This is a genomic window from Paracoccus indicus (genome assembly GCF_003056335.1).
GTDB lineage: Bacteria > Pseudomonadota > Alphaproteobacteria > Rhodobacterales > Rhodobacteraceae > Paracoccus > Paracoccus indicus.
The window spans coordinates 342064-359420 of record NZ_PYWA01000002.1; the positions used below are offsets into that span (position 1 = coordinate 342064).

Annotated in this window: 15 protein-coding genes; 8 read left to right on the forward strand and 7 right to left on the reverse strand. The window is 66.4% G+C overall.

From position 1 onward, the window contains the following. The first annotated feature begins 100 nt into the window (after positions 1-100). A complete protein-coding gene (locus DDE75_RS04625) occupies positions 101-1723 on the forward strand; it encodes a Na/Pi cotransporter family protein (RefSeq protein ID WP_245894621.1) in 1623 nt (540 codons plus the stop codon). Positions 1724-1739: 16 nt separating this feature from the next. Here DDE75_RS04625 and DDE75_RS04630 read toward each other — a convergent pair whose 3' ends face one another. Continuing rightward, a complete protein-coding gene (locus DDE75_RS04630) occupies positions 1740-2342 on the reverse strand; it encodes a thiamine phosphate synthase (protein ID WP_108501197.1) in 603 nt (200 codons plus the stop codon). Between the two features lie 69 nt (positions 2343-2411). On the opposite strand from DDE75_RS04630, the gene DDE75_RS04635 reads away from it, so the two are divergent. Genes DDE75_RS04635 through DDE75_RS04645 form a run of 3 tightly spaced genes read left to right on the forward strand, consistent with a single transcriptional unit; the run spans position 2412 to position 5793 of the window. Continuing rightward, positions 2412-3140 (forward strand): RNA methyltransferase, encoded by a 729-nt coding sequence (locus DDE75_RS04635; RefSeq protein ID WP_108501198.1) that lies wholly within the window; start codon positions 2412-2414, stop codon positions 3138-3140. Between the two features lie 38 nt (positions 3141-3178). Next, complete coding sequence (ctaA, locus tag DDE75_RS04640) at positions 3179-4324, forward strand: heme A synthase (protein ID WP_108501199.1); 1146 nt, start codon at positions 3179-3181, stop codon at positions 4322-4324. After that, positions 4321-5793, forward strand: a complete 1473-nt coding sequence (locus DDE75_RS04645; RefSeq protein ID WP_108501200.1) for a carboxypeptidase M32 — start codon at positions 4321-4323, stop codon at positions 5791-5793. The genes ctaA and DDE75_RS04645 overlap by 4 nt, the downstream gene beginning before the upstream one ends. 27 nt (positions 5794-5820) lie before the next feature. Here DDE75_RS04645 and preA read toward each other — a convergent pair whose 3' ends face one another. From preA to DDE75_RS04670, 5 genes are all read right to left on the reverse strand, one after another. Then, the gene (gene preA / locus DDE75_RS04650; RefSeq protein ID WP_108501201.1) at positions 5821-7122 is read right to left on the reverse strand and encodes an NAD-dependent dihydropyrimidine dehydrogenase subunit PreA; all 1302 of its coding nucleotides are present in this window, start codon (positions 7120-7122) and stop codon (positions 5821-5823) included. A gap of 37 nt (positions 7123-7159) precedes the next feature. Beyond that, entirely contained in the window at positions 7160-8515 is a 1356-nt protein-coding gene (locus tag DDE75_RS04655; protein WP_108501202.1) for an NAD(P)-dependent oxidoreductase, read from the reverse strand. Between the two features lie 97 nt (positions 8516-8612). Beyond that, positions 8613-9908 (reverse strand): sensor histidine kinase, encoded by a 1296-nt coding sequence (locus DDE75_RS04660; protein WP_108501203.1) that lies wholly within the window; start codon positions 9906-9908, stop codon positions 8613-8615. Then, on the reverse strand, positions 9905-10567 hold the full coding sequence (locus tag DDE75_RS04665; protein ID WP_108501204.1) for a response regulator transcription factor: 663 nt from the start codon (positions 10565-10567) through the stop codon (positions 9905-9907). The genes DDE75_RS04660 and DDE75_RS04665 overlap by 4 nt, the downstream gene beginning before the upstream one ends. An 11-nt stretch (positions 10568-10578) precedes the next feature. Next, positions 10579-10941 (reverse strand): PepSY domain-containing protein, encoded by a 363-nt coding sequence (locus DDE75_RS04670; RefSeq protein WP_162798896.1) that lies wholly within the window; start codon positions 10939-10941, stop codon positions 10579-10581. A gap of 135 nt (positions 10942-11076) precedes the next feature. On the opposite strand from DDE75_RS04670, the gene DDE75_RS04675 reads away from it, so the two are divergent. Further along, positions 11077-12117 carry a PepSY-like domain-containing protein gene (locus DDE75_RS04675; protein WP_162798882.1) on the forward strand — a complete coding sequence of 347 codons (1041 nt, stop codon included), beginning with the start codon at positions 11077-11079 and terminating at the stop codon, positions 12115-12117. Positions 12118-12165: 48 nt separating this feature from the next. Here the strand turns inward: DDE75_RS04675 and DDE75_RS04680 are convergent, their stop codons facing one another. After that, on the reverse strand, positions 12166-12798 hold the full coding sequence (locus tag DDE75_RS04680; protein ID WP_108501207.1) for a nucleoside/nucleotide kinase family protein: 633 nt from the start codon (positions 12796-12798) through the stop codon (positions 12166-12168). Positions 12799-12945: 147 nt separating this feature from the next. Between DDE75_RS04680 and DDE75_RS04685 the strand changes: the two genes are divergently transcribed. From DDE75_RS04685 to DDE75_RS04695, 3 genes are all read left to right on the forward strand, one after another. Beyond that, a complete protein-coding gene (locus tag DDE75_RS04685; RefSeq protein WP_108501353.1) occupies positions 12946-14781 on the forward strand; it encodes a sensor histidine kinase in 1836 nt (611 codons plus the stop codon). Then, positions 14778-16121, forward strand: a complete 1344-nt coding sequence (locus tag DDE75_RS04690) for a sigma-54-dependent transcriptional regulator (RefSeq protein ID WP_108501208.1) — start codon at positions 14778-14780, stop codon at positions 16119-16121. Before DDE75_RS04685 ends, DDE75_RS04690 begins: the two co-directional genes overlap by 4 nt. 187 nt (positions 16122-16308) lie before the next feature. Further along, entirely contained in the window at positions 16309-17286 is a 978-nt protein-coding gene (locus DDE75_RS04695; protein WP_108501209.1) for a TAXI family TRAP transporter solute-binding subunit, read from the forward strand. Positions 17287-17357: the final 71 nt, after the last annotated feature.

Genomic DNA, 17357 nt, shown 5'->3' on the forward strand with positions numbered 1-17357 from the left:
GCGTTGGCATGTCATGGCTTGACCTGAACGGGCAAATTGGCAAACTTTTCCGAAGGGTCCCGGGCCTCGGACGATGGCAGCGGGACGGAAAGGATCTGCGGTGGCTTCGGTCCTGGCATTCATTCAGATCGGCGGGGCGGTGGCGCTGTTGCTGTTCGGCCTCGGGCTGGTGCGCGACGGTGCGACCAAGGCTTTCGGCTTGCGGTTGAAGACCGCGATCGGGCTGGGCACGCGCACGGGTTGGCGGGCGTTTCTGTCGGGGCTGGTCGCGACCTTGGGGCTGCAAAGCTCGACCGCGACGGCGCTGCTGACCGCATCCTTCGTCGACCGGGGCATGATCCGGGGGCGGATGGCACAGATCGTCCTGCTGGGGGCGAATGTCGGCACCGCGTTGACGGCGCTGATCGTCTCGGCGGGGATCGAGGCGATCAGCCCCTTCCTGATGCTGCTGGGCTATGCGCTGTCCAAGCGCGGCGATGCCACTTGGTCGGGTACGGGCAGGGCACTGATGGGCATCGGCCTGATGCTGGTGTCCCTGTCGCTGCTGGGCGCCGCCACGCAGCCCCTGCGCGAGGCCCCGGCGATGGCGGGTTTCATCGTGCTGCTGGATCAGGCCTGGCCGGTGGCGCTGCTGTTCGCGACGGGGCTGGCGATCATGTGTTCCTCGTCGCTGGCGGCGGTGCTGCTGGTGCTGTCGCTGGATCTGCCTCCGGGGCTGGCCGTGGTCATGGTTCTGGGCGCCAATATTGGCGGCGCGGTGCCCCCGGTGCTGGCCACGCTGCGGTCCAAGGCCGCGACGCGCCGTCTGACTATCGGCAACCTGGTCGTGCGGACGGGCGGATCGCTGCTGGCGCTGCCCTTCGCGGGGCTGGCGGGGCAGGTTCTGACGGGTATGCCCTATGCGGGACTGGCAGTCATGGCGCACCTGGGGTTCAACCTGCTGCTGGCGGTGCTGGTCTGGCCCTTGGCGCGGCCCCTGACGGTGATGCTGCGCAAGCTGTTGCCCGACCAGGAACCGCAGGGCGAGAACGCCCCGCAATGGCTGGACGAAGCCGCGTTGGAGACCCCGCAGATGGCCTTGGCCGGTGCCAGTCGCCAGGCGATGGAAATCGGCGACATGATCGACCGGATGTTGGAGCAGACCCGCCTTGCCTTCCGCAAGAGCGACGATGCGCCCCTGGAAGAGGTCGTCACGTTGGAAAAACGCGTCGATCAGCGGCAGCAGCAGGTCAAGACCTATCTGACGCGTCTTGGCCGTGGCGCGACCGAGGCCGAGCGTCGCCACACGATCAACATCCTCGATTACGTCATCAACCTTGAACATGTGGGCGACATCATCGACCGGGGGCTGGCCGTGCAGGTCCGCAAGAAGATCGGCCTGCAGCTGCGCTTTTCCGACGAGGGGTACCAGGAGCTGGACAGCATGTTCCTGCAGACCTTCGAGGTCCTGCGGTTGGCGCAGACCGTCTTCATGACGCGCGACAGCGAACTGGCCCGCCGCCTGATGGAGCTGAAGGTCGAGATCAGGAACCTGGAACGGCAATCCTCGCAGCGCCACCTGATCCGGCTGCGCGAGGGCGTTCAGGAAACGCGCGAGACCTCATCGGTGCATCTGGACATCCTGCGCGACCTGAAACGCATCAACGCGCATTTCATCTCGGTCGCGCATCCGATCCTGGACGAGGAGGGGCTGCTGTTCGAAAGCCGCCTGCGCGGGGGCTGACAGCCCCCTGCGGGTCCTAGCCCCAAAGCTGCGAAAGGGCGGTGATCGGGTCGTCCTGCGCCCAGAGTTCCGGCCCGAGGGCGATGAAATCGCTGATGGGCGAAAGCTGCGCGATCAGGTCGCGGGTGATGGCGCCTTCGGCCACGACCGGAACCTCGATCATCTCGGACCACCACTGGAACAGTTCCAGATCGACGACCTCGTTCTTGTAGAGCGCGGAATCGCCCACCGGGCCAAAGGACACGTAATCGGCCCCCAGTTCGGCGGCGGTCATGCCCTCGTGGCGCGAGGCGCCGCAGAAGGCGCCGACAATGGCATCATCGCCCAGTTCCTTGCGGGCATAGCGTATGCTGCGCGACCCGTCGTTCAGATGCACCCCGTCCAGCCCATGGCGCAGGGCCAGTTTGACGTGGTCGTCGATCACCACGGCCACGTCGCGGGCATGGGCGATCTCGCGCGCCATGTCGGCAAGGCGGCCCAGCTCGTCCTCCTCGCCGCCGCCGCGGATGCGCAGGCAGGAGGGGGCGAAGCGGTCCATCACCTCGGCCAGCATGGGACCAAGGGCATGGGCCTGCGCGCCGGCAGGGGTCATCAGGTACAATTGCGAGGCATCGGTCATGGCGTGTCTCCTTTGTGTCGCAGATAGCGCAGCTTGCCGCGCGCCGCCAGACGGACTATTTGCCAGATCATGCAAATCGAACGTCATCCTGTCATTATTCTGGTTCGCCCGCAAATGGGTGAAAATATAGGCGCCGCCGCGCGTGCCATGCTGAATTTCGGCTTCACCGAGATGCGCCTGGTCGAACCGCGCGACGGCTGGCCCAACCCCAAGGCCGTCGCGATGGCCTCGGGGGCGGCAGGGCGCGTGCTGGACCAGGCCAAGGTCTATCCAACGCTGGCGCAGGCGATGAAGGGCATCGACTATGCCTATGCCACCACCGCGCGCGGACGCGAACTGACCAAGCCTGTCCATACGCCCGCCACCGCGATGGAGCAGGCGCGCAACCACGACGGCCGCAGCGCCATCATCTTCGGCCCCGAGCGCACGGGGCTGGAGAACGACGACATCGCGCGGGCGAACGCCATCGTGACGGTGCCGGTGAACCCCGAGTTCCCCTCGCTGAACCTGGCGCAGGCGGTGCTGCTGATGGGTTACGAATACGGGCGCGACATCCTGCCGCCCGAACCGCACCCCCATCTGCGGCGCAGCGACGCACAGGACATCGCCGACCGGGTCGAGATCGAGCGCCTCGGCGACCATTATGACGAACAGCTGACCGAAGCCGGCTTCTTCTTTCCCGAAACCAAGGCCGCATCTATGCGCCTGAACATGCGCAACATGTGGTCGCGGCTGAACCTGACGCGTGGCGACGTGCGGATGCTGCACGGCGTGCTGCGCCAATTGACCCGCCGCTAGGCGGACCCTAACCTTCGCCCGACGCAAAGGAGCAAGCGATGGCCAAGCGCCCCGTCTTCGAGGAGGTCTCGGACACCTCTGCCCGCCGCCCCGTCCAGACCACCGGCATGATCGACGCCCGCCCCAAGGGCGCGCGTCGCGCGATCCGGCTATGGCTGATGGTGCTGTTCGCGATGGTCCTGTCGATGATCGCGCTTGGCGGCGCGACGCGGCTGACGGGTTCCGGCCTGTCGATCACCGAATGGGCCCCCGTCACCGGCACCCTGCCGCCCCTGAACCACGCCGACTGGCAGTCCGAGTTCGAGGCCTACAAGCAGATTCCGCAATACACCGAGGTCAACGCGGGCATGTCGCTGAGCGAGTTTCAGTACATCTATCTTTGGGAATGGTCGCACCGCCTGCTGGGCCGCCTGATCGGACTGGTCTGGGCCGTGGGCTTCCTGTTCTTCTGGGCCACGGGTCGCATCCCGACAGGCTGGAAATCGCGCCTGCTGGCGGTTGGTGCGCTTGGCGGTCTGCAGGGTGCGATCGGCTGGTGGATGGTCAGCTCGGGCCTGGTCGAGGGGATGACCCGCGTCGCCTCGTACCGTCTGGCCACCCATCTGGGCATCGCCTTCGTCATCCTCGGCCTGATCGCTTGGTATGCCCTGCAATTGTCGCGGTCCGAGGCCGAGCTGATCCGCGCCCGCCGCGCGGGCGAGCCGAAGCTGTTCGGCATGTCCACTGGCTTGCTGCACCTGACCTTCGTGCAGATCCTGATCGGGGCGCTGGTCGCGGGCATCGACGCGGGCCGCACCTATACCGGCTGGCCGACGATGGGGGGCGAATGGATCCCGTCTGCGATCTGGGACGGCACGCTGGGGTGGCGCAACTTCTTTGAAAACCCCGCGCTGGTGCAGTTCATCCACCGCATGACCGGCTATCTGGTCGCCATCTTCGCGGTGGTCGTCTGGATGCGGTCGCGCAAATCGCCGCACAAGGTCACGCGCGGCGCCTTTACCGTGATGATCGTGGCGGTGGCCGCGCAGGTGGGCTTGGGCATCATGAACGTCATCCATGCCTCGCCGCTGGATCTGGCGCTGTCGCATCAGGTCGGGGCCGTGGTGCTGTTTTCGCTGATCCTGCGGGCGCGTCACCATGCCCGCTATCCGATTGAAACATCCATCAGGGGGACCCTGCGATGAGCGCGCTTGACGATCTGCTTGCCTTCCAGCGCCAGACCGAGGCGCTGTCCTCGGTCGCCGAGAGACTGGGCTGGGACCAGGAAACCGTGATGCCCCGCGGCGCCACCGAACAGCGCGCCGAGGAGATGGGCGCAATCGAGGAGGTGCTGCACGAACGCCGCACCGATCCGCGCATCGGCGAATGGCTGGACGCCGCCGAACCCGTGACGCCCTCGGACCAGCGCGCCGTCGACCTGATCGCTCGCGATTACGCGCGCACCAACCGCACCCCGGCGCGGCTGGCATCCGAACTGGCGCGGCTGACATCGCTGGCACAAGGTATCTGGGCGGATGCGCGGGCCAAGGACGCCCCCGCCGATTTCCTGCCGACGCTGGATCAGGTCCTGATGCTGAAGCGCGAGGAAGCTGCCGCGCTGGCCGATGGCGGCGATCTCTATGATGCGCTGCTGGAGGATTACGAGCCCGGCATGACTGGCGCACGTCTGGCCAGCCTGTTCGACCAGATGCGCCCGCGTCTGGTCGCGCTGCGTGACGACGTGCTGGGGTCCGAACGCCAGCCGCAGGCTTTGTCGGGGCATTTCCCGCAGGAAACCCAGATGCGCCTGTCACGTGCCTGCGCCAGCGCCTTTGGTTACGACTGGACGCGGGGGCGGATGGATCTGGCGGTCCATCCCTTCAGCAGTGGCCGCTGGCAGGACAGCCGCATCACCACCCGCGTCGTGGAAACGGACCCGTTCAACTGCCTCTATTCGACGATCCACGAGGTCGGGCATTCCAGCTATGAACAGGGGATCGACCCCGATTACGCCTTCACGCCCCTGGGGCGCGGCGTGTCGATGGGCGTGCACGAAAGCCAGAGCCGCATCTATGAGAACCAGATGGGGCGGGGGCGTGCCTTCACCGGCTGGCTGTTCGACCGCATGTCGCATGCCTTCGACGGGCTGAACATTGCCGATGCCGACGCCTTCCACGCGACCGTCAACCGCGTCACCCCCGGTTTCATCCGCACCGAGTCGGATGAGGTCCAGTACAACCTGCACGTCATGCTGCGCTTTGATCTGGAACGCGATCTGATCTCGGGGCGGCTGGACACCGAGGATCTGGTCGAAGCGTGGAACAGCCGCTTCCTGCGCGATTTCGGCGTGGCGGTGGACCGGCCTGCTAATGGCGTCCTTCAGGATGTCCATTGGTCGGTGGGTCTGTTCGGCTATTTCCCGACCTATGCCTTGGGCAACGTCTATGCGGGCTGCCTGAACCAGGCGATGCGGGAGGATGTGCCGGATCTGGACGAAGGTCTGGCGCAAGGCGATGCCTCGCAGGGGACCGAGTGGCTGCGTGAAAACGTCCAGCGTCATGGCGGCCTGCTGCCGCCCGCGCAACTGATCGAGGAAGCCTCGCGCCAGCCGATCAGTCCCGAACCGCTGCTGTCCTATCTGGAAGACAAGTTCCAAGGCATCTACGGGTTGTGAAAAAGGGGGGCGATCTGCCCCCCTTCCTTATTCCGCGGCCCGTGCGGCCATCGGGTTGTTCGGATGCGTGGTCCAATTGGCGTATTCGCCGCGCGGGATGCCGGTGCGCTTGTCCATCTCTCCGATGTCCAGTTCGCGCATGGTGATGCAATCCTCGACGGGGCAAACGTCGACGCAGAGGTTGCAGGCGACGCATTCCTCCTCGATCACCTCGAAGACGCGGCCGGGTTTCATGGCGATGGCCTGGTGGCTGGTATCCTCGCAGGCAGCATAGCAGCGGCCGCAGCTGATGCAGGCGTCCTGATCGATGACCGCCTTGGTGACATAGTTCAGGTTCAGGTGCTGCCAGTCGGTGACATTGGGCGTCGCCCGTCCGATCAGGTCCGACATCTCCATGTCATGGCTATCCAGATAGTCGTGCAGCCCGCTGATCATCTCCTGCACGACCTTGAAGCCATAGGTCATCGCCGCCGTGCAGACCTGAACGTTGCCCGCCCCAAGCGCCATGAATTCCGCCGCATCGCGCCAGGTGGTGACGCCGCCGATGCCGCTGATGGGGATGCCGGCGGTGGCGGGGTTGCGCGCGATCTCGGCCACCATGTTCAGCGCGATGGGTTTCACCGCCGGGCCGCAATAGCCGCCATGGCTGCCCTTGCCGTCGATGGTGGGCTGGGGCGCGAACAGGTCCAGATCGACCGAGGTGATCGAGTTGATGGTGTTGATCAGGCTGACCGCATCCGCACCACCGCGCTTGGCGGCCTCGGCGGGCTTGGTCACATCGGTGATGTTGGGGGTCAGCTTGACGATGCAGGGCATGCGGCTGTGCTTTTTCACCCACCGCGTGACCATTTCGATATATTCGGGGACCTGGCCCACGGCGGCGCCCATGCCGCGTTCGGCCATGCCGTGCGGACAGCCGAAGTTCAGCTCGACCCCGTCGGCGCCGGTATCCTCGATCTTCGTCAGGATGTCGCGCCAGCTGTCCTCGTCGCAGGGCACCATCAGGCTGATGATCAGCGCGCGGTCGGGATAGTCGCGCTTGACCGACTTGATCTCGCGCAGGTTCACCTCCAGCGGGCGATCGGTGATCAGCTCGATGTTATTGATGCCCAAGACGCGGCGGTCGGCGCCGTGGATCACGCCATAGCGGGGACCGTTGACGTTGACGACGGGCGGGCCTTCCGAGCCCAAGGTTTTCCAGACGACACCGCCCCAGCCCGCCTGGAAGGCGCGGCGGACGTTGTATTCCTTGTCGGTGGGCGGGGCCGAGGCCAGCCAGAAGGGGTTCGGGGATTTGATCCCGATGAAATTACTGCGCAGATCTGCCATGTTCAGCGTCCTTTTTCATGCGCGAATGGGAAGGGCCTCAGCCCGGGATGCTGACGGGACGACCGGTCAGATGTGCGTCGATGTCCTCGGCGGCGTCGCGGCCCTGGGCCACGGCGGTCACCGTCAGATCATCACCACCCGCCGTGCAGTCGCCGCCCGCCCAGACACCCTCGATGCTGGTGCGACCGGGACCGGAGACGGCGATCTTGCCGCCCTCCAGCGCGATGGCCTCGGGCGTGCCGTCCAGCGTCTGGCCGATGGCGCGGAACACCTGATCGGCCTTCAGGCGGAAGCGGTCCTCGGTCATGGTCAGCCCGTCGGGGCTGCTGGCGGTATAGCAGAACTCGATCTCGGCCACGGCGCCGTTGCCGTGGATGGCCACGGGGGCGGCGTTGCAGATCAGGCGGACGCCCGATGCGGTGGCGTGGTCCTGTTCGTGACGGCTGGCGCCCATGCGGTCCTGACCGCGGCGATAGACGATGGTGACGTTTTCCGCCCCCAGCAGTTTCGCCTGCACGGCCGCATCGACCGCCGTCATGCCGCCGCCGATCACCACCACGTCGCGCCCGACGGGCAGGGTAACCAGATCGGTCGCCTGTCGCAGGTCGCGGATGAAGCTGACCGCGTCGGTGACATGCTGGCGATCCTCGCCCGCAGCACGCAAGGCGTTGACGCCGCCCAGGCCCATGCCCAGGAAGACCGCGTCGTAATCGGCCTGCAGGCTTTCCAGCGTGATCTGCCGGCCAAGCGCGTGGTCATTCTTGATGGTGATGCCGCCGATGCCCAGCAGCCAGTCGACCTCGGCCTGCGCAAAGCCGTCCACGGCCTTGTAGCTGGCAATGCCGTATTCGTTCAGGCCGCCGGGCTTGGGGCGTGCCTCGAAGATGGTGACGTCATGGCCCTTAGCGGCCAGACGGTGTGCGGCGGAAAGCCCCGCGGGACCGGCCCCCACCACGGCGATACGCTTGCCGGTGGCTTCGGCGCGGGTGAAGGGGTGACCTTCCTGCGCCATCAGCCCGTCGGTGGCATAGCGTTGCAGCGCGCCGATTTGGACGGGCTTGCCCTCGGCGGTTTCCCGGACGCAGGCGCCCTCGCAAAGGTTTTCCGTGGGGCAGACGCGGGCGCACATGCCGCCAAGGATATTGGCGTGAAAGATCGTCATGGCGGCGGCATCGGGCGTATCGGTCGCGATCTGCCGGATGAACAGCGGAATGTCGATACTGGTCGGGCAGGCCGTGATGCAGGGCGCGTCATGGCAGAAATAGCACCGGTCGGCGGCGACATGCGCCTCGTGCCGATCCAGAGGGGGCGCGACATCGACGAAATTCGCCGCCATCTGTTCGGGGGTCAGTCGACCCGGCACGACACCGGGCGACAGTCTTGCTTGGGACATTTTCGTCTCCTGGCTCACCTGTTGGTCGAATCAGGCTGGCACAGGTCCGATTTTTTATCAAATGGTAAAATTATGCTGCGCAGGGTTTGCGGATATTTCAGGCAGGCAGGTCCACGATGGCGGCAAGCCCGCCCAGTTCTGACCGCTCCAGCAGCAGTTCTCCCCCGTGCAGAGCCGCCAGATCCGCCACGATGGCCAACCCCAGACCGGCGCCGGACGGCCCCTGTTCGTCCAGCCGCCCTCCGCGGGCCAGGGCCTTGGGTGCCTGATCGGGGGGCAAGCCCGGGCCGTCGTCCTGCACCGCCAGACGCAGTGTCGCCCCCGTCGTCACGCTGATCCGCAGGTGGCTGCGACCCCATTTGACGGCGTTTTCGCAGAGGTTGCCGACGATCTCCTCCAGATCCTGCCGTTCGGCGGGGAAGGCGGCATCGGGCGGGCAGTCGATCTGTGCTGTCATGCCCTTGTCCTGCATCGGCCAGCGCAGCACCAGCAGAATGTCGTCGATCACCGGTGCGATGGGCGTCTGCTGGCCCAGGACACGGCCACCCTGCTGACGCGCGCGGCGCAGGTGCCAGCCGATCAGCCGGTCCATGCGGGCAATCAGCGCCTGTCCGGCATGATCCTGCGGCAGATCGTTCGACAACGCCGTCAGAGGCGTCTTCAGCGAATGGGCCAGATTGCCCAGATGCTGGCGCGACCTTGTCAGCAGGACGGCGTTCTGGTCCAGCGCACCGTTGATCTCCGCGGCCAGAGGGCGCAGCTCGGTGACGTCGGGCATGGCAAGACGCGGGCTGTCGCCCCTGCGCACGCGGGCCAGATCGACCCGCAAGCGGACCAGGCTTTTAAGCCCCGCCGTCACTTGGATGACGCTGGCCGCTGCCAACCCCAGTCCCAGCACGGCCAGCGCCACGGCCAGCGGTCGGACAATCTGGCGCAGGCTGTCGCGGATCTGATCCATCGGCGCTGTGACCGTGATGGCAACCATGGCCTCGCTGTCGGGCAGGGTCACCTCGCGGCGCAGGGTCCGCAGGCCCGCACCGTCGCTGTCGCGCCCTGCACCCCCGGTGAAATCGCCTGCCGGTCCCGACAATCGTCCGTCCAGAAGCGAGGCGGAGCGGTCGATCAGCCTGTCACCGGCATCGACCTGCCAATACCAGCCCGAAAACGGCAACAGGAAGCGCGCGTCCACGGGGGTGTCGTCCAGCGTGACCGCCCCGTCCTGCACCTGCAACTGCCCGATCAGGCTGTCGGCGATGGCGGCGGCCTCGGCGTCGAAGCGGTCGGTGACGAAATCGCGCAGCAGCGAGGATATCAGCAGGAACGCCCCCAGCAGCGCCGCGCAGAGCCAGACCGCCGCAAGAAGCAACAGCCGCCCGCGGATGCTGCGGATCACGGCGCGGTCCGCAAAACGTAACCCTCGCCGCGGCGGGTCTGGATGACGCCCTCGCCGACCTTCTTGCGCAGGCGGCCGATAACGACCTCGATGGATTTGAAATCGCGGTCGGTCTCGGCCTCGTAGAGATGCTCGGACAGCTCGGTCCTGCTGACGATGCGGTCGTGGTGGTGGATCAGATAGGTCAGGATGCGCGCCTCGAAGGCGGTCAGCTTCAAAGGCGATCCGTCATGGGTGATGACCCCCAGCTGGCTGTCCAGCTGCAGCTTGCCCGCCTGAATGACCGGACGCGCATGGCCCGCCGCGCGGCGGATCAGGGCCTGCGCGCGCAGCAGCACCTCCTCCAGCCGGAAGGGCTTGACGGCGTAATCATCTGCACCCGCGCGGAACCCCGCGACCTTGTCGGTCCAGTCGCCCCGCGCCGTCAGGATCAGCACCGGCATCGTCACGCCCTGATCGCGCCAGCGGGTCAGAACCTCGATACCCGACAGGGTCGGCAGCCCCAGATCAAGGATGGCAACGTCATAGGTTTCCGTCGCACCAAGGAATTCGCCCTGTTCGCCGTCATGGGCGATGTCGGTGACGAAGCCCGCGGCGATCATCGCCTGCGACAGCTGTTCGGCCAGCGTCGGGTCATCCTCGACGATCAAAGCGCGCATTTGGGGTATCCTTATCCTTTTCCGGCCCGACGCCTGGCCGTCAGCTGACCACGGCCCGCCACCTCGAGGAAACGTCCGTCGCGGGCATCCAGCCGAATGTCCAGCAGGTTGCGCGCTTCGGTCAGCAGGCGCACGTGATAGACCAGCTGCACGCCCATGTCCCATTCCGAGGGGGAGGGCGGCACCAGTTCGATCGCGATGGGACGCCCCGCATAGCGCGCAGTGACCCGCCGCACCACCTGCCGGGGCGGCATGGGGCGAAAATCTGCCAATTCGGGCATCGAGGCGAAGGGCGGCATGTCCTGCGCCCCGCCCGGCATCGGCAGCGTGGCCACCGGAAGGGCGGTCAGAATCAAAAGGGACAGGGCGCGCATCATGGGTGGATTATGAACGCCGAAAGCGAAATGGAAACCAAATGGCGCATTGGCGTTTCGTTCGGCCACCTTTTGATAGGTGTGATTCGTCCAAGATCGGAACAGCCGGTCTGAAGAAGACGATAGGAGACTGACATGAACCTGAGCAAACTCGCATCCTCGGCCGCATTGATCGCATTGGTTGCCGGCGCGCCCATGCTGACCATGGCCGGCAGCGCCTCGGCGCAGGAAACCGCGACCGCCAGCCAGATGCCCGACGTGCTGCAGGGTCTGGACCTGCAGGACATGGAAAGCCGCAAGGGCCGCAACGGCGAGATGCGCTATGAAGGCGAGATGGCCGATGGCACCGAGATCGAGGCGCGCTTCGACAAGGACGGCAAGCTGATGGTGATCGAGGCCGACGACGGCGTCCTTCCCGCCCCCGTGCTAGAAGCTGCCGTTCCCGCAGCCGTCCGCGATGCCGATGCCTTCGACATGCTTGCCAAGATCGAAGAGCTGCACAGCCGCGGCGAGATGCTGGGTCTGAAGGGCGAGGGCAAGGACGGCGAGGATCTGCGCCTGATGTTCGACGCCTCGGGCAAGCTGACGGGGATTGCGATGGATGACGCTGCCGTGCCGCAGGATCTGCTGAACGAACTGCTGCCGCAGACGGTTCGTGATGCCGATATCACGGGTCAGTTCGCCGTTGTCGATCATGTCATGTCGGGTCGGGGCATGATCATGATGGCCGGTCAGGACGCCGATGGACAGGATCTGCGCGCCCAGTTCGACACGGACGGCAACCTGCTGCGCTTTGGCCGCGGCGATGACGACCGCGAGGGTGGTCGCGACGGTGGCCGGATGCATGGCAAGCATGGTGATCACGGCGAACATGGCAAGCGCGGCAGGCATGGCGATCACGGCGACCGTGGTGGCAAGCATGGCGGCAAAGGTGGCGATCACGCCCGCGGTCCGCGCGACGGCGATCACGGCATGAAGGGCGGCGACCGTCCCGATGCGCCCCGGCTGGACGTCGATGCCGTGACCTCGACCCTGTCTGATGCGGGCTATACCGACCTTGGCGACATCCGCCGCGCCGGTCCGGGCGCTGCCGTGACGGCGACCAACCCGGACGGCGAAAAGGTCATGCTGCACCTGACCCCGGAAGGCGAGGTCGTGCGCGAAATCGCGCAGTGATCGCGGATTGCTGACGAAGACATGGCCGTCCCCTTGCGGGGGCGGCCTTCACGCGTTGTTCAGGACCAGATCGGCGGGGCGACTTTCGGCGCAGACGAGGCGCATGTTGGGCAGGTCGTTCGCCTCGACCTTCTGCAGGGCGACGTCAGGCGGTAGGTCCTGCCAGCGCGCCAGCAAACGGTCGCGCAGGATATCCTGCGGCACCTGCAGGAAGATCGTCAGCGTGAAATGCCGGGCCAGATCGCGCCAACCCGGTTGATCCAGCAGCAGATAGTTGCCCTCGACCACGATCAGCCGGGCGGCGGGATCGATCTCGCGCGCGGCGGCGCGGGAAATCTCCAGCGCGCGATCGAAGACCGGGACCAGCACCTTGCGACCGTCATCGGCGGCCAGCCGGTCCAGCATCACGCCAAAGCCGTCCAGATCGAAGGTATGGGGCGCCCCCTTGCGCGCCAGATCGCCCCGCGCCGACAGCAGACCATCGTCTAGGTGATAGCCGTCCATCGGCAGGATCGCCGACCGCCCCGGCGCCTGCGCCTGCAACCCTGCTGCCAGCGCATCCGAGACGTGGCTTTTCCCCGCACCCGGAGGACCCGCCAGTGCGACCAGATGGCGTTTGTCCGATTTCGCCAGATCGCTCAGGCGGTCCAGCAGGTCGGGTAGGGTCGTGGTTTGGGTCATGGTGCGGCCTTTCGTGTCGTGATCAGGTTTTCCACGCGCGGCCCCCGGTGGCAAGACGCGGGCCGAAGGCGATGGGATCCGGGGGCTTGCCCCGCCCCGCCGTGCGCTGGAAAGATGGCGCGGGCGGTTTTCGCCGGTGGGGGGATCATGCAGCAGGCCACGACACGGCTGGGCAGGCGCAGGCTTGCAGCGCTGGGACTGGCGTTGATCCTGGCATGGGCGATGCTGGTGCAGGGTGGCAGCTGGCTGGCCGGTCAGCACATCAAGGCCACCATCCCGCAGGGCGAGAATATCCTGCGGCTGGCGGTTTCAGGCCTGCGGGGCGAGCTGGCCCGCCACGAACGCCTGCCCGACCTGCTGGCACGCGCGCCCGTCCTGTCGAACGCGCTGGACCCCGACGCGGCCCCTGCGCAGATGGCTGCGGCGAACCTCTATCTTCGGCATGTGACGCGGCTGATGGGGCTGTCGGATGCCTATGTCATGGATGCCCAAGGGGTGACGGTGGCGGCCAGCAATTTCGACCGCGACTTCAGCTTCATCGATCAGAGTTTCGCCTATCGCCCCTATTTCACGCAGGCGCTGGCGGGCGGGCGGGGGCGGTTCTTCGCGCTTGGGACAACCTCGGGCAAGCGCGGCTATTACTTTGCGGCGCCCGTGCGCGACCGGGGCCGCATCTTGGGCGTGTTGGCGCTGAAGGTCGATGTCGACGCCATCGAGGACAGCTGGCGCGCCGCCGAATACGAGATGATCGTCACCGACAGCGAGGGCATCGTCTTTCTGGCCAGCCGCCGCGACTGGCAGTTCCGGTCCCTTGGACCACTGGGCGCACAGGCCCGGGCGCGCATCGCGGCCACCCGGCGCTATGACGACGAACCGCTGGACATGCTGCCGCTGCAGCGCATGGGGCAGGTGGCAGGCCACCAGATGCTGCGGTGGCAGGCGGGCGATGACCGTCGCGAGTTCGTATCGGTCTCGGAAACCATGCCCGAGGCGGGATGGCGCGTTCAGGTCCTGCTGGATACGGCCCCCGCCCGCAGGCAGGCGTTGCAGGGCACCGTCGCGGCGCTGCTGATCGTAGGTGCGGTTCTGGCGGGTCTGATGGCCTGGATGCAGCGTCGCGCACGCTTGCGCGAACGCTTGTCGATCCAGGCCGAGGCGCAGGCTCAGCTGGAGGGCCGGGTCGAGGCCCGCACCCGCGAACTGGCCCAGCTGAATGACCGCCTCAGCGCCGAGATCACCGAACGCCGCGCGACCGAGGATGAATTGCGCCGCACGCAGCGCCATCTGGTGCAATCGGCCAAACTGGCAGCCCTTGGCCAAATGTCGGCGGCCCTGTCGCATGAATTGAACCAGCCGCTTGGGGCCGTGCGCAATTTCGCGGCCAACGCCGTGACATATCTGGATCGCGACCGCCCCGATGACACCCGCGCCAATCTGGCCCGCATCCTGTCATTGACCGACCGCATGACCGAAATCGGCCGCACCCTGCGCAACTTTGCCCGCAAGCCAAACGCACAACTGCGCCCGGTGGACCTGCATGACGTCATGCGCGACGCCTTGGAGGTGATCGCATGGCGCATCGGCAAGCGGCAGGTGGCGATGAACCTGGACCTGCCGCCGCAGCCGTTGCGGGTCATGGCGGGGCCGGTGCGGTTCCAGCAGGTGATCGTGAACCTGCTGTCGAATGCGCTGGACGCGCTGGACGGGCGTGCCGATGCCCGCATCGACATCACGGCGCAGGAAACGGAAGGGCGGGTGATCCTGACCGTGCGCGACAACGGCCCCGGCGTCCCTGAAGGGCTGGACGACCGCGTCTTCGATCCGTTCTTTTCCACCAAGGGGGTCGGCAGCGGGCTTGGGTTGGGGTTGTCGATCTCGTTCAACATCATCAAGGATTTCGGGGGCGAATTGCGTCTGCGGCGTGACGGGCAGGGGGCATGCTTCGTCATCGACCTGCCACGCCTTGAAGGGGACTTGCCATGACATCGGGCCGCATCCTGCTGATCGACGACGAAGACGACATGCGCCTCTCGACCGCGCAATCGCTGGATCTGGAAGGGTTCCAGGTCGAGGATGTCGCCGATGCGCAGGCGGCGTTGGACCGCGTGGGCTTCGGCTTTGCAGGCGTGGTCATCACCGACATCCGCATGCCCGGCATGGACGGCATGACCCTGATGCGCCGCATCCGCGACATCGATGCCGATATCCCGGTCATTCTGGTAACGGGGCACGGCGACGTCCAGCTGGCGGTCCGCGCGATGCGCGAGGGCGCCTATGATTTCGTCGAGAAACCCTTCGACGGCCAGCAGCTGTCCGAGATCGCCGCCCGCGCCATGGATTACCGCCGCGTGGTGCTGGAAAACCGCGTGCTGCGGGCGGCGGCGGGGCAGGTGGATGATCTGGAAACCCGGCTGGTGGGTCGGTCCAACGTGATGATCGACCTGCGGCGACGCCTGCGCACCATCGCCCCCACCGAGGCCGACGTGCTGATCGAGGGTGAGACCGGCGTGGGAAAAGAGGTCGTCGCCCGCGCCCTGCACGACCTGTCACCCCGCGCGGGCAAGCCCTTCATTGCCATCGACTGCGCCTCGCTGCCCGCCTCGCTGATCGAGAGCGAGCTGTTCGGCCATGAGGCGGGCGCCTTTCCCGGCGCGCTGCGTCCGCGATACGGCAAGTTCGAACACGCCCGCGGCGGCACCATCCTGCTGGATGAGATAGGCTCGATGCCGCTGGACGTGCAGGGCAAGCTGCTGCGGGTGGTACAGGACCGCGTCATCTCTCCCCTTGGTGCGAACGAGGACCGGGTGCTGGACGTGCGCTTCATCGCGACGTCACGCCAGCCCTTGGAGGATGAGGTCGCGCGGGGCCGCTTTCGCGCCGACCTTCTGTATCGGCTTAACGTGGTCACGCTGAACGTCCCGCCACTGTCGGCCCGGCGCGAGGATATCCAGCTGCTGTTCATCAAGCTGGTGCAGGAGGCCGCCGCCCGCCACCGCCGACCCGCCGTGGCCGTCCCGCCGACCCTGCTGGCCGAGATCGTCGAGCGCAACTGGCCCGGCAATGTCCGCGAATTGCGCAATGCCGCCGACCGCCACGCCCTTGGCATCGCCCTGCAACCCGCCGAGGATCGCAGCCCCGACCAGATGCGGCTGGCCCACCGTGTCGCGATGTTCGAACGCGACGTGATCGTGGCGACGCTGGCGGCACATGGGGGGCGGCTGAAGCCGGTCTATGAATCACTGGGGCTGTCGCGCAAATCGCTTTACGAGAAGATGCAGAAATACCGGATCGACAAGACCCATTACGTCGACCACGAGGTTTGACTGGGGGGATATCCACCCATCGCGCGGGCGTGATGTTACCGTTTCCACCCATCGCACCGCCCGACATGTCATTTTATCCTGCGCGGGTTGCATGGCGGCATTGCGCCAAGGACATGGCCGGCCTTAGCTGGTGCCACGTCTTACAGGCCGGTCACCGGCCGTTCGCCAAGAATCTGGGAGGATTTCGATGCGTTTCCTGACAGCAGCCGCCCTTGCGGCCACCACCGCCCTGACCATGCAACCCGCCTTCGCGCAAGAGGATCGGTCCGACTGGCCCTCGAGCCTGACGGTCGGCACGGCCAGCCAGGGCGGCACCTATTTTATCTATGGCACGGGCCTGGCCGGCCTGATCACGCAGAAGCTGGGCGTCAACGCCTCGGCCGAGGTGACGGGCGGCCCGGTCCAGAACGCCACGCTGGTCGAAACCGGCGATCACCAGATCGGCCTGGTCACCATGGGCCCCGCATACGAGGCATGGTCGGGCAACAGCGAACTGGCACCGGGTGTCGAACATGCCTCGATGCGGGCGCTGTTCCCGATGTATCAGACCCCGTTCGAGGCGGTGGCGCTGAAGTCCTCGGGCGTGGCCGATGTTGCGGACATGAACGGCAAGCGCGTTTCGGTCGGTCCCGCGGGCGGTACGGCCGCGACCTATTGGCCGCGTTTCTTCGACGTGCTGGGGGTTGATGCGACCATCAGCTATTCGGGTGCGAACGACGCGACGGGCCAGGTCAAGGACGGGCTGATCGATGCCTTCGCCTTTGCCGCCGGCGTTCCGATTTCCGCCTTCGCCCAGATCGCAGCGGAAAACGAGGTCAACATCTTCGGCTTCACCGAGGAACAGCGCGGCAAGATCCTTGAGGCGATGCCCGAAGTCGCCGCCTATGAGGTCGCGGGCGGCATGTATCAGGGCTTTCCCGAAGGTCACGGTACCGTCGCGATGTGGAACTTTGCCATCACGCATGCCGACATGCCCGACAGCCTGGCCTATGAGATCACCAAGCTGGTGATGGAGGACAACGAGGCGATGATGCAGATCCATGCGACATCCGCCGAGACCCTGCCGGAAAATGCCGACAAGAACACCTTCCTGCCGTTCCACCCCGGCGCCGTGAAGTACTTCGACGAAAAGGGGATCGAGATCCCCGACGACCTGCGCGGCTGATGCCCGCCGCCCCGACGCCCGCAAGTGGCGTCGGGGCATTCCCCCGATTTCATCCTGGGATGAACGCGTCG